Source organism: Bacteroidales bacterium, from assembly GCA_016709865.1.
Taxonomy (GTDB): domain Bacteria; phylum Bacteroidota; class Bacteroidia; order Bacteroidales; family VadinHA17; genus LD21.
Genome location: JADJLX010000005.1, coordinates 1,303,594 through 1,317,040 on the forward strand (window position 1 = coordinate 1,303,594; position 13,447 = coordinate 1,317,040).

The 13,447-nt window shown below is 40.2% G+C and carries 13 protein-coding genes and 1 tRNA gene; 3 read left to right on the top strand and 11 right to left on the bottom strand.

The window, feature by feature from the left end:
* Positions 1 to 135: 135 nt before the first annotated feature.
* The 7 genes from IPJ16_14010 to bamD form a co-directional block, all read right to left on the bottom strand.
* Positions 136 to 1,407, bottom strand: coding sequence for a DUF819 family protein (locus tag IPJ16_14010; protein ID MBK7628287.1), 1,272 nt, complete (start codon positions 1,405 to 1,407; stop codon positions 136 to 138).
* 87 nt (positions 1,408 to 1,494) lie between these two features.
* Entirely contained in the window at positions 1,495 to 2,373 is an 879-nt protein-coding gene (locus tag IPJ16_14015) for an enoyl-ACP reductase (protein ID MBK7628288.1), read from the bottom strand.
* 16 nt (positions 2,374 to 2,389) lie between these two features.
* A complete protein-coding gene (gene recN / locus IPJ16_14020) occupies positions 2,390 to 4,054 on the bottom strand; it encodes a DNA repair protein RecN (protein ID MBK7628289.1) in 1,665 nt (554 codons plus the stop codon).
* A gap of 9 nt (positions 4,055 to 4,063) precedes the next feature.
* Positions 4,064 to 4,996, bottom strand: coding sequence for a DUF4835 family protein (locus IPJ16_14025; GenBank protein ID MBK7628290.1), 933 nt, complete (start codon positions 4,994 to 4,996; stop codon positions 4,064 to 4,066).
* Between the two features lie 9 nt (positions 4,997 to 5,005).
* On the bottom strand, positions 5,006 to 6,214 hold the full coding sequence (coaBC, locus tag IPJ16_14030) for a bifunctional phosphopantothenoylcysteine decarboxylase/phosphopantothenate--cysteine ligase CoaBC (protein MBK7628291.1): 1,209 nt from the start codon (positions 6,212 to 6,214) through the stop codon (positions 5,006 to 5,008).
* A gap of 12 nt (positions 6,215 to 6,226) precedes the next feature.
* Positions 6,227 to 6,559: a DNA-directed RNA polymerase subunit omega gene (locus IPJ16_14035; protein ID MBK7628292.1), complete on the bottom strand. Its 333-nt coding sequence runs from the start codon at positions 6,557 to 6,559 to the stop codon at positions 6,227 to 6,229.
* Between the two features lie 4 nt (positions 6,560 to 6,563).
* Complete coding sequence (gene bamD / locus IPJ16_14040) at positions 6,564 to 7,382, bottom strand: outer membrane protein assembly factor BamD (GenBank protein MBK7628293.1); 819 nt, start codon at positions 7,380 to 7,382, stop codon at positions 6,564 to 6,566.
* Positions 7,383 to 7,624: 242 nt separating this feature from the next.
* Between bamD and IPJ16_14045 the strand changes: the two genes are divergently transcribed.
* Positions 7,625 to 8,869, top strand: a complete 1,245-nt coding sequence (locus IPJ16_14045; GenBank protein ID MBK7628294.1) for an aminotransferase class I/II-fold pyridoxal phosphate-dependent enzyme — start codon at positions 7,625 to 7,627, stop codon at positions 8,867 to 8,869.
* A gap of 145 nt (positions 8,870 to 9,014) precedes the next feature.
* Positions 9,015 to 9,719 carry a molecular chaperone TorD family protein gene (locus IPJ16_14050; protein ID MBK7628295.1) on the top strand — a complete coding sequence of 235 codons (705 nt, stop codon included), beginning with the start codon at positions 9,015 to 9,017 and terminating at the stop codon, positions 9,717 to 9,719.
* On the opposite strand, the gene IPJ16_14055 is transcribed toward IPJ16_14050, so the two are convergent.
* A complete protein-coding gene (locus IPJ16_14055; protein ID MBK7628296.1) occupies positions 9,709 to 10,095 on the bottom strand; it encodes an SRPBCC domain-containing protein in 387 nt (128 codons plus the stop codon). The two genes, IPJ16_14050 and IPJ16_14055, sit on opposite strands and share 11 nt — an antisense overlap.
* A gap of 128 nt (positions 10,096 to 10,223) precedes the next feature.
* Positions 10,224 to 11,222: a thioredoxin-disulfide reductase gene (gene trxB / locus IPJ16_14060; protein ID MBK7628297.1), complete on the bottom strand. Its 999-nt coding sequence runs from the start codon at positions 11,220 to 11,222 to the stop codon at positions 10,224 to 10,226.
* Between the two features lie 135 nt (positions 11,223 to 11,357).
* Between trxB and IPJ16_14065 the strand changes: the two genes are divergently transcribed.
* Positions 11,358 to 11,431 (top strand) — tRNA-Pro (locus IPJ16_14065).
* Between the two features lie 52 nt (positions 11,432 to 11,483).
* Here the strand turns inward: IPJ16_14065 and serA are convergent.
* Positions 11,484 to 12,713 carry a phosphoglycerate dehydrogenase gene (gene serA, locus IPJ16_14070; GenBank protein ID MBK7628298.1) on the bottom strand — a complete coding sequence of 410 codons (1,230 nt, stop codon included), beginning with the start codon at positions 12,711 to 12,713 and terminating at the stop codon, positions 11,484 to 11,486.
* A 68-nt stretch (positions 12,714 to 12,781) separates the two neighbouring features.
* Positions 12,782 to 13,447 (bottom strand): hypothetical protein, encoded by a 666-nt coding sequence (locus tag IPJ16_14075; GenBank protein ID MBK7628299.1) that lies wholly within the window; start codon positions 13,445 to 13,447, stop codon positions 12,782 to 12,784.

The window sequence follows — 13,447 nt, forward strand, 5'->3', positions numbered from 1 at the left end:
GTAGAAATCCATTAACCACAAAGAACACAAAGGATACTCAAAGCACACAAAGGAAAACGTTGTATTCTATTTCTTTGTGACCTTCGTTTATTTTCTTAGTGACCTTTGTGGTTAATGGATTTTGTTTTTCACGGATTAAAAGCCTTTAAGGAAATACCCCAATCCCACACCAAGGTAGTTTCCGACAACATAGCCTATTATACCAACAGTTATTCCGGTAATAATAACATCTTTGTTTTTAAGAGCACCTGCAACTACCGGAACAAATGGTGGTGAGAAAACAAAAGCTGTTGTGGTAATAAGAAAGTCATCTGCGTTTACCCTGAAGATCTTTGAAAGAATCAGGTGCAGAAACAATGATCCGAAATAAGCATAGGTAACATACGTAAACAGCCCCAGAAATCCTATACTGAACATAACCTTCAGATCAGCCATTGATGCCACTGTGAATGAAAAAACCAATATGAAATACATTCCGAGCTGAAAGGTCTTTTCAATCTTGTTTATCCAAGGAACAAGAGATGCTAATATTGCCAAAGTGGTAATTGAAAGAATTACAACTACCATCTGTGAAACTTTTGGCATTAAAAGACTGATAACAAATGCTATAACAAATATCAAAACTGCCAGTCCAAGAGCTATTAAGAGTTGTCCGAGTCTTTCTTTTTTTAGCATCCCTGAGTAATCTTCAAAACTCTCAGCTTCGGCCAAAGCCAGATCAGTACCCTCTGAGCCTCCGTTATGTTTAAATGGAGGTAAGATAGCTCTGAACACTCTTGGTCCCACTGTGATGAAAAAGATGATTGTGATTGCTCCAACAATCATATCGTAAGTGCTGGTCATTACAAAAAGATTAGGGTCAACTCCTAATGCAACCTTCAGCGAAACCAGGTTAGGTGTTCCACCTGTGTAAACGCCAACAAGCATCCCTGCTACTTTCCAGGAATCAGGAACTACATGTTTAAAAATAAAATAACCTGAAGAAACTATTACAACAACTGAAACAAGTGCAAGTACCATTGATATAAAACCATCTTTAGCGAAGCGCAGCCAGCGCCTGATATTCAGAGAAAACAGAAGTAATGGGAATGAGAGAGGGACGATTACTGACACCAGCATATCCTGTGCGGATGCAATTGAATTAACGTAACTGTCACCCTGACTTATTGTGCCTGCTGCCATCAAAGCCTCCATTTCCGTACCCGGAAGTGCTGCCCTGCCCTGAAGAGCCAGCTTATATGAATCACTCCCCTGAGGCAGAATGCCTGAACTACCCAGAATGAGTCCGAAAGCATAGGCCAATACAATAGACCCTAGCTTTTTCAGAGCTGACCATTTCCTGCACATATAAACTATTACCAGTGGAAAAGCGAAGTAAAAAAGGACCAGGAGAATTATCTTAATCATAACAATCAGGTTTAGGTTACAATCAAATATAAAAAAAGCGGTTCACCTTAATGGCAAACCGCTTTAAAAATAGGTTTTTATACTTACTTACTTTTTTATTGTCTTTTGCTGTTTGATCTTTTTAGCCTCCTCCTCACAATCACACTCCTCGAAGCTTTTCTGGTACTGCTCAATTGCTTTGTTGCTCATACCCATGCTTGAGAAACCGCCATCGTGAAACAGGTTTTGCATTGTAACCTTACGAGTAAGATCAGAGAAGAGAGCAACACAATAATCGGCACATTCTGCAGCTGTAGCATTTCCGAGGGGCGACATCCTTTCCGAGAAATCAAGAAGTGAATCAATACCATGAACACCGCTACCTGCAGTAGTAGGTGTAGGTGACTGTGAAACGGTATTGATCCTCACCCTTCTCTCGCGGCCATAAATGTACCCGAAGCTTCTTGCAATAGACTCAAGAAGGGCTTTGGCATCGCCCATATCATTATATCCGCTGAGTGTCCTCTGCGCTGCAACATAAGATAATGCAACAACAGATCCCCATTCATTCAGGGCATCAAGCTTGTATGCAGTCTGTAAAACACGGTGGAAGCTCAGAGCAGAAATGTCAAATGTCTTGAGCATGTTTTCATAGCTTGTCTGCTCATAAGGTATATCTTTTCTCACGTTTGGCGACATCCCAATCGAATGGAGAATAAAATCAAATTTGCCGCCAAATATTTTCATACTCTCACTCAGCAGGTTTTCAATCTCATCCATCTTTGTAGCGTCGGCAGGAATAACCTGACTTCCTGTTATTTTTGCCAGTTCGCTGATAGTCCCGAGCCTCAATGCAACAGGTGAGTTGGTAAGAACCAGTTCAGCACCCTGTTCCCATGCTTTCAGGGCTACATGCCATGCAATAGATTTTTCATTAAGGGCACCAAAAATGATTCCTTTTTTTCCTTTTAATAAACTTTCTTTCATTGTAATGTATTAATATTTAATTAATTGCAGCATCAAGAAGTTCCCGGGCATTCTTCATTGCCGTCTCAGTAACCTCACTGCCGCTTAATAATCTGGCTACTTCCAGAATCCGTTCATCAGGGGATAACAACTTAACCCTGGTAAATGTTGAGTCTTCGGTATCATCTTTATAAACATGATAGTGTTTTGTCCCTCTTGATGCTACCTGGGGAAGATGTGTAATATTAACAACCTGCATGTATTTTCCCATAGATGAGAGTATCTGACCAACTTTATCAGCAACCTCCCCGGAGACACCTGAATCGATCTCATCAAAAATAATTGTAGGAAGATTATTATTCCGGGTAAGAAGCGATTTAAGGCTTAACATAACCCTCGACAATTCTCCTCCCGAAGCAATTTTTGCCAGATTCTCAGGTGCAATTTGCTTATTGGCAGAGAAAAGAAAGTCTGCCTGATCAATCCCTCCGGGTCCAAAATTTGCTGATTGTGTAAGAGAAATTCTGAATCTTGCATTCGGCATTCCAAGCTGCTTAAGAAGATCTGTAATTTTAACTTCCACGTCAGGGATTACACCAAGTCTTTTCTCTGACATCTCAGAGGAAACAGAAGCAAGCAATTTGACTTTATCAGAAACCAGTTTTTCCAATCCGGCAAGACGTTCATCAACTGATAAAATAGAGTTAACGATTCCCTCAATCTCAGTTTTCTTAATAATGAGGTCATTAAGGTTATTAACCCGGTGCTTCTGAATTAATGAATAGATGGTATCAAGACGGTCATTGACAAATAAAAGCCGCTGAGGATCAGCTTCTATGGAAGAGGCCAGCTTATCTATTTCAAGAGCAAGGTCATCAAGTTCTATCAATGATGATTCTGTTCTTGAGAGAAGTGATTCGCCATCAGGAAGGAAAGCTCTTATTTTGTTAAGGTTTGCTTTAACTTCCCTAAGCATAGAAAGTATTGCATGCCCATCGCCCGAGAAGAGATCTGTTGATGTTGTCAATGCCAGTTTTATTTCTTCGGCGTGTGCCAGAAGCTCCTGTTCTGTCTCAAGTTCTTCCTGCTCTCCCTGCTGAAGTTTGGCTTCATCAAGCTGCTTAAGCTGGAACTGGTAATATTCTATATCAGCTCTGTTTTTATCGGCTGCTTCCTTTGCTGAATTATACTCTTTCTTTAGTTTAAGATAATCAGCATAGGCTGTCCTGTAATCATGTTTAAGCTTAGATGTTCCTGCAAATGAATCTATTACATTCAGCTGAAATGAGTTATCATTCAGCATAAGTGTCTGATGCTGTGAATGGATATCGATCAGCCTGTCGCCAAGATCTTTAAGAAGGTTTATTGTAACAGGTGTATCATTAATGAAGGCCCTTGATTTTCCGGCCGGATTAATCTCCCTGCGAAGCGTGGTAACAGGCTCGTAATCAAGTTCATTATCAGAAAAGAAACCATTCAGCTCATATTCGTCAATTCTGAATGTCCCTTCCACAATACACTTTTCATTCTTATCAAGCAGCACAGTTGAATCGGCCCTGGTACCAAGTACGAGTGAAAGAGCGCCCAGCAATATTGACTTACCGGCACCTGTCTCACCGGTGATGATAGTCAGTCCGTTTTCAAGCTCAACATCGAGTTCTCTGATAAGTGCATAGTTCTGGACAAACAGTTTCGCTAACATAACCTTATATTATGGGATATTGGTGGCATTGATCTTTTCATACTTTGTTTTATTGCCGGGATCAATCTCTGTAAGTATCTGCATAACACGGCTTTTTTCTTCAGGAAATGCTTCTGAATAAATATTGACAAGCTCATCAGATTTTGCTTCGAGGATAACCTGAAGCGCATACATGAACGGATCAGGTTTCCTTCTGTAAACTTCCTGCAGCATCCTAAGGCTCTCAACCATGCTTGTTCGTGCTTCAGTAATTCTCGATTCCATTTTATCGAGACCGTTAATATTATATTCATAGATAAACTTCCTGACCCCCTCATATTCTTTGTCGAGCAAATTTTTTACCAGCCAGTATCTGTTACGGTTTCTTGAAGCATCATAAGGTTTCCAGCCCTGTTCAGGAGCATTTTGAGCATTTGATACAATTTTTTCAGCTATCTGGTAAAATTCGGATCCTCCGAGTGAAGAGAAGGAGTCATAATCGACACCAAGAATTATATAGGCATAATAGGCGAGTACAGAGACAAGATTCGACCGGTGAGTACCCGGATCAAATTCAAGCGGCTGAAATTCCACATATCTGAACTGAAAGCTGTTGTCGATAAAATTGAGCATCGTGGAATTATATGTTGTATTGAAAACAGGCCTGCGAAGCTGAATCTGAATTGTTCCCCTGAACTCGTCAGCAGAAAGCTGATCATTTAGGTTAATAAGTATGTTACAGTCGATCCTTTCAGCATAACTGTAAACATGATTTGTCCATACAGTGCTGTTCATGAACTCATAGATATCACGCTGCATCGTCTCAAAAACCTGACGGTTAGATCCCTGAATCCGCTGTGCAGAGATCTGCACATTGCAATTTAGCTCCTGTGCATAAGTAATTCCTGATATAAGTATCAGAAATACAGTGATATAATATTTAGGAAGTCGCAATAATGTCATTCAGATAAATTATTGAAGCATTGAAACAATTTTATTGAGGATATCCTTAGCGGTCTCCTCCTTTGATTTCAACTCAAATTTATCAATATTATTGTTACGGTCAATTATTGTGATCTTGTTTGTGTCGTGTCCGAAACCAGCTCCGCTCTCCCTGAGTGAATTCAAAACAATAATGTCAAGGTTTTTCCTTACAAGCTTTTCCTTTGCATTATCAAGTTCATTATTTGTCTCAAGTGCAAAGCCGGCCAACAACTGTGATTCTTTTTTAATTCTACCGAGTGATGCTGCTATATCTATGGTCGGTTTTAACTTCAATATCAGTTCATTACCATCCTTCTTGATTTTAGCACCTTTAACCTTTTCAGGAGTAAAATCAGCAACTGCAGCCGATAATATTGCAATATCGCAATCAGGAAATTTCTTAATGCATTCAGATGCCATCGATTCAGCTGTGGTAACATTTATTACTGAAACATTATTATCTGAAGGGGCAATTGAAACAGGACCAAGGACGAGAGTAACCTCAGCTCCGAATTCTGCAGCAGCATCTGCCAGAGCAATGCCCATTTTACCTGTTGAAAAATTACTTATGAAACGAACGGGATCGATTGGTTCCCGTGTGGGTCCGGCATTTATCAGGACCTTTTTTCCTTTGAGCGGCTTATTTGTTTTTTTTTTTGTAAAGAAGTTTGATATTTCCTTTACAATTTCTTCCGGTTCAGCCATTCTGCCTTTGCCTGTAAGTCCGCTGGCAAGCTCACCGCTTGATGGTTCCAGTATAATGTTTCCGAATGCTTTCAGCGTTTCGATATTGATTGTTGTTGCCGGATGCTTAAGCATATCCATATCCATTGAAGCGGCAACAAACACAGGACAACGGGCTGAAAGATATGTTGTAAGCAACAGATTATCAGCTACTCCGTTAGCCATTTTTGCAATTGAATTTGCAGTTGCCGGTGCTATAAGGAATAAGTCAGCCCAAAGTCCCAGGTCAACATGACTGTTCCAGTCCCCGTTTGACGGATTATAAAATTCGGTAAGGACAGGATTTTTGGCTAAAGTGGCGAGTGTAAGAGGGGTAATAAACTCTTTCGCATGTTCAGTCATGATGACTTTCACTTCAGCTCCGTCTTTAACAAGCAACCGGATGATAGTTGCAGTTTTATAAGCTGCAATACCCCCGGTCACTCCTATAAGTATATGCTTGCCTTTCAGCATTTTATACTAAAATTACTTCTGTTTGGCAGCAGTATCGGTGTTTCTGTAGAATATTTTACCGTCCTCAAGCTCCTGAAGAGCGATAAGTGTAGGTTTTGGAAGTCTCTCATAGAATTTCGAAATCTCAATCTGCTCACGGTTTTCAAATACCTCTTCAAGGTTATCGGTATAAGAAGCGAACTCTTCAAGCTTTTTGTTAAGCTCCTGTTTCATCTCAACCGAAATCTGATTTGATCTTCTCGAAACAACTATTACTGTCTCATAAATGTTACCTGTACCTTGAGTCATCAGGTCGAGGTTTCTTGTAACTGTTGTTACTGGTGCTGCTGATTTTCTGTAATCCATATAATTATTGATTATTTACTCCGCTGTCTGCAATTCCTGCTTTCAGAAACTTATTTGTCTTCTGAAAGATATTGTTTACTTCTTTAGCATAGAGGCTTTTAGGAAATTCTTCCATAAATGAATAATAGTCGTCAAGTGCTGCCTGATATCTCTCCTTCTGCTTTATAGCCTGACTCCTCTCTGCATACATGAACAAAGAGTTAAGTTTAAGGTACATCATTTCTTCCCTGTACTTGGTATTGGCATACTCCTTGAGACTGTTGTTGAGTGCTACAACTGAAGCTTTATATTCTCTCCTGTCGTAATAAAGCCTGGCACTCAGATATGATTTTTCAACAAGCTTCTCTTCAAGTTCCTTAAGAAGTACTTTGCTCTCTTCTACTTTAACGCTGTTCGGAAACCTTGTCATAAATATTTTAAATCCTTCAATTGCATTCCTTGTATTATCCTGATCCAGTTCCGGACGCAGGGAAATCAGCATATCGCATTTTGCTGCCATAAAATTGGCCTCTTCTGCATGTACCCCGAAAGGAAACTGATCAACAAATGATTTGAAATAACTGCCCGCCATATAGTAGTCTTTCATACCAAAATAACTCTGGGCATTCATCCAGTTGAGCTCTTCGGCTTCAGAGCTTGCTCTGTACCTGGGGAGTATCTGACTCAACAGTTCAGTTGCTTTTACATACTGGCTTGCATCGTAGTACTCCTTGGCTTTAGCTTTCTTAAGATCAAAGTCGGTACTCTTGAGAAGTTTCTCATACTCACCGCATGAGCTTACTAGCACTAAAACTATCAGGACAATATATATTCTGAACCTCATAAAAAAAATTGTTGCGCAAAATTACAGAAAAAATTTCATTTCAGAGATAAAAACGGAAGAATAATGGTTTTATTATAGCTGAAAGACGGAAGACCGTAGACCGGAGTAAGAAGACACAGAGACCGCAAGACCGCAAGACTGCACGACTGCACGACAATTTTTAGAAATTAGGTATAAATAGGTATTATGGTATCCACGTTTATGTCTAATTTTGGGAAAAATTTCTCAAAAGGGTTATAATCATGGATATATTTGAAAAGATTAAGAAGAACAGAGGTGCATTAGGGCAGTATCAGGATATTGGACACGGGTATTTTGCTTTCCCGAAGCTGGAAGGTGAAATTGCACCACGCATGAAGTTCAAAGGGAAAGAGGTTCTGGCCTGGAGCCTTAATAATTACCTCGGACTTGCTAATCATCCTGAAATCAGGAAATATGATGCTGAAGTGACCGCACAGTACGGACTGGCATACCCGATGGGTGCCAGAATGATGTCGGGACACAGCACCAATCATGAGAAATTTGAGGAGATGGCTGCCAGATTTACAGGCAAGGAGGACGCATATCTTTTGAATTTCGGATATCAGGGAATGGTATCTATAATTGATGCGCTTGTTGACAGACATGATGTTATCGTTTATGACTCCGAGTCACATGCCTGCATAATGGACGGCTTGAGACTTCATATGGGCAAAAGGTTCGTTTTCCCGCATAATGATATTGAAAGCTGTGAGAAACAACTTCAACGGGCTTCAAAGCTTGTTGAAGAGACAGGTGGCGGCATCCTGGTAATTACCGAAGGTGTATTCGGGATGGCAGGTGACCTGGGGAAACTCGATAAAATTGCAGATCTCAAGAAGAAATATCAGTTTCGTTTTCTTGTCGATGATGCCCATGGATTTGGAACAATGGGATCCGACGGCAGCGGTACTGGCAAGCACTTTGGAGTACAGTCTGAAATAGATGTCTATTTTGCCACATTCGCAAAATCAATGGCAGGAATAGGCGGATTTGTCTCCAGTACTAAAGACGTAATTAACTATCTGAGATATAACCTTCGTTCTCAGATATATGCAAAATCCCTTCCGATGGCCATGACCCTCGGGGCAATAAAGAGACTGGAGTTCATTCAGGCTCATCCTGAACAGAAAGAAAAACTCTGGACAATAGTTCATGCCCTGCAGAAAGGATTACGTGAGGCAGGTCTTAACCTTGGAAAAACAGAATCGCCTGTGACACCTGTATTTATGAAAAGCGGAGTTCCTCAGGCAACTCAGATGATTTATGATCTCAGGGAAAATTATGGTATCTTCTGCTCAGTGGTTATTTACCCTGTTGTTCCGAGAGACGTCGTGATGCTGCGTCTTATTCCTACTGCTGCTCATACAATGGCGGATGTGGAATATACAGTAAAAGCATTCAAAGAAATTAAAGGGAAGGTGGATAATAATATCTATCCTGATAAAATTGCTGAGTTCCCAAGATAGGCAGTTACAATTCTTATATAAAAGCCGGATCCTGATGATCCGGCTTTTTTTTTACTCACTTCGAACAAATCTCCTGTTTTAATGGTTATCTATCAAAATAATAACCAGTACCTGAAATTTAATTCAAGTCGAATAATTGAGAATTTTGAAAAGCAGTACAATTGCGATGGATAGCAAGAGCCAGCAGCATAGTATATTAAAAGGTTACAACATGCTCCTCTATTTTGCAGGTAGCATGATAATGTATGAACCTTCAGAAGAGTGCGTTACAGATTTCTGGACAAAAGGCGTATTGAAAAATCTGCCTGTAACTAGTATGAATCCCAATTTCATCAAAGCAGCAGCTCAGCTCAGGGAATCTTGCGTAGACAAAAAATTATGCGGCAAAATGCTGCGGGATGATTATATCAGGCTTTTTGCGAGGGAAGAATTTACCCTTGCTCCGGCATATGAGTCGCGTTTTACAGGAAAAAAATTAACAGCCGAAGACAAAGTATATCCCAGTGTATCAGAATTTTACAAATCATATGGATGGGAATCAAAGTTCAGGGGAAAGATAAGCGATGATCATCTTGGTGTCGAACTTCTGTTTCTTACACTGATGGTAGATAAATACATCGTACTGGATGATGAGGCATGCCGTACTGAAATGAAAAAAGAGATTCAGAGGTTTATAAGACAACATATTCTTTCATGGATCCCTGAATGGAATAAAAAAATACAAACATTTTCAAACACTCTGTGTTTCAAAGGTATTGGTACTCTCATTCAGGCATGTACTGAAGATATACTGTCATTACTTGATCAGGATCAAGCTGAAGGTATTTCAGAAAATTACCTTAAAAATTAGGATTGAAAAAAGTCGTTATTGCCCCGATATAATATTCCTTCCAGCCTTCTGCTATATCAGCAAACTCTTCATCAGGAATATTTGAATGTTCAACTGTGACCTGTGAATTCTCCCTGTCGGGTGTTATTGTGATGGTAACGAGTGATTTTTCTGACTGTTCTCCAAAATACCACTCCTGTACAACTTTTCTGTCTTCAACAAATTCAAGGTTTTTACCTGTTATATCTCCCTCCCAGAGCGAGAACTCACTTCCTGGTTCTGTGCTCATCTGAGCAGGATATCCGGTCCAAAGCTCAATTGTATAAGGATTTGTCAATGCCGCATAAACATCTGAAGGCTCAGCATTTATCTTGAAGGTTTTCTTAAATGTTTTCATATTTGAAACAGTTTAACTGGTTTTCTCTGTGTACCTCTGTGTATCCTCCTGTCTTTCTCTGTGTAACAAAAAATCTAAGAACTGTCACAGAGTTACACAGAGGAGACACAGAGAGGCACAGAGAAGAATTATTTCAGTTCAGATAAATAGCGTTCAGCGTCAATAGCGGCCATGCAACCCGAACCTGCTGCAGTTACAGCCTGACGGTAATGAGGATCCTGAACGTCACCGGCAGCAAACACACCGGCAACATTAGTCTTTGAGGTGCCAGGGATTGTCTTTATATAACCAACCGCATCAGTCTCAAGGTACTTTTTAAAGATCTCAGAGTTTGGAGTGTGACCTATAGCAAGGAAGAATCCATCAATTTTGATTTTTACAATCTCTTCAGCAGGAGTCCCCTTCTTCTTTACAAGAGTTGCACCTTCCACCCCATTTTCTCCAAAAAGGTCAATAGTCTGATGTTCCCATAAAATCTCCACATTCTTAGTATTAGCAACCCTGTCCTGCATTGCTTTTGAGGCACGAAGAACATCGCGTCGAACTATAAGGTATACTTTCCTGCATAATCCTGCCAGATAAGTAGCCTCCTCTGCAGCGGTATCTCCCCCACCAACAACAGCAACATCTTTTCCCTTGTAAAAGAAGCCATCGCAGGTAGCGCAGGCAGAGACACCCATTCCGGCATATTTAGATTCAGCTTCAAGTCCGAGGTATTTTGCTGTAGCCCCTGTAGATATTATGACAGAATCGGCCTCGATTAGTTTATTATCATCAATTGTGACTTTATGTGTTTTTCCTGAGAAATCAACAGCGGTAGCTATACCAAAGCGCACCTCAGTCCCGAATCTTTCAGCCTGTTTCTTAAGGTCTTCCATCATTTCCGGTCCGGTTACACCATTTGGATAACCGGGGAAATTATCAACCTCGGTGGTAGTTGTAAGCTGTCCGCCCATTTGAAGTCCGGTATAAAGCACAGGTTTCAGATTTGCCCTGGCAGCATAGATCGCAGCAGTATAACCTGCTGGTCCGGAGCCAATTATCAAACATCTTACCTTTTCGCTATTACCGGTTATTGAGTTCTTCTGACTATCACTCTGAAGATCCAAAGGTTTAAATATTTCCATATTTACAGATTGCTATTAATTCAGAAGGCAAAAATACAAAAAAGAGATCATGTTGCATAACTTAAATCACAGACCAGCCAAATCAATTTGTATTATCCGATTTGTTGATTATTTTTGCATTGGTTTTAAAAATCTCGGGGTGTGGCGCAGTTGGCTAGCGCACTTGCATGGGGTGCAAGGGGTCGTCTGTTCGAGTCAGATCACCCCGACAGAGTCCGTCTGAATATGGAGAAATCCTGTTAAAGACGGGCTTTTTATTTGCTAATATACCATCCTCGCACGGATGGTATGCGGGATATTCTTAAGGTCCTTAAGGACAGAGCTGTCAAGTTCGCTTTCTGTTTCAATAATTACGTAACCGATTTCAGGATCGGTCTGAAGGTATTCGGCTGATATATTTATACCCTTTGAAGTAAAACAGTTATTAATCTCACGAAGTACGCCAGGCACATTGTGATGTATATGCAGGAAGCGCTGCTTTGAAGCATTGGCCTGTAAAGAGATCTCCACAAAATTAACAGCTCCTATTGTAGAACCTGTATCACTGAATTTGACAAGCTTTTCCGCTACTTCAAGCGCAATATTTGCCTGTGCTTCAAGAGTGCTTCCCCCGATATGCGGAGTAAGAATTACGTTATGAAACTCCTGAAGTTCAGTTTCAAATGGCTCTTCATTGGAGGTGGGTTCCACAGGGAAGACATCAGCTGCAACCCCTGCCAGGTGCTTTTTCCTCAGTCCCTCCGCAACAGCCTTATAGTCTACAATATCGCCTCTGGAGGCATTAATGAGACAGGCTCCTTTCTTCATGATGGCAACCTGGTTGGAGGAGATCATATTCCTCGATAAGTCTGTTGATGGTACGTGAATAGTAACAGTATCTGAGATCCTGAGCAGCTCATTCAGATTAGGCATTGGCTTTGCATTTCCAAGACTCAGTTTCTTTTCAATATCATAATAGACAATATCCATTCCCATGCTCTCGGCAAGGATTGAAACCTGGGAACCAATATGGCCATAGCCAATTATACCGAGTGTCTTTCCTCTGACTTCAACTGAGTCCCTGGCAGACTTCATCCATATTTTATTATGTGCCATTGCATTTTTCTCGGGGATACCTCTCATCAGCATAATGCACTCAGCTATAACAAGTTCAGCAACAGATCTGGTATTAGAAAACGGAGCATTGAACACCGGAATTCCCAGCTTCTTGGCAGCCATTACATCAACCTGATTAGTACCAATGCTGAAACATCCGATGGCAATTAATTTAGGAGCCTTCTTCAATATATCCCTATGAAGCTCAGTACGGCTCCTGATCCCGATAATATGAGTCTGCTGAAGTTTCAATTCCAGTTCATCATCTGTCAGTGCTTCTTTAATGCATTCAATATCACTGTAACCATTTTCCCTGAAGTAATCCGGTGCGTTTTCATGAACCCCTTCAAGCAAAAGAACCTTAATCTTACTTTTATCGAGAGAATACTTTTTCATCATAATATACCTATACTGAAGATTTAACGACATTTGTCAATTAAATTCCTCTTTTTAATTTCATTTATTCAAATTTCGTTGCAAAAATATAACAATTTTAACAGGTCGCTTCTGTTTTTGAAATTAATTCTATTTTCTCTGATATACTTTTTCAACTCAGCCTCTCTGCTTTTGAATATCCTGAGAAACTGTTTTTCATTCAGAAACTTCTCCATTTTACCGTACACAAAAACCCAGTTAACTGTTGATTTGTCAACTCTGTATCCCTCAGGCAGGTTAATATTATATGCTTTGCTATCGGTGAAGACTGTTGAGTATGAGGTTGATGATGTAGTCTGGGAAGTACCACCGTATGCTGCCTGTTTACCCGGAGACATAAGATCGCCCTTGTGCTGGATAAAGAAACGAATTGGAGATCCTGTTACAACTTCAAGGAACAATTCTTCAAACGGCACAAACTTCCTGTTCTGAAGATACACTGTATCAATGGTTTCAGTATTAATCAGATCGAGATACTTTCCGGATTTCTCAAAAACCATTTTTCCGGAAATTGTATTATAATTCATCTGGGAACTTGTAACAGTCCCATTTTTGAACTGAACAATTCCCTTTGAAAAATCCTTAAAAAGAAATTGTGAAAGCACATTTGATGAATCGGGCTGTGCATATAAGCAGACCGGGTTAACAAATCCAGCTAAAATCAGCCAAATCTGAATAAGCTTTGAAAATTTCAT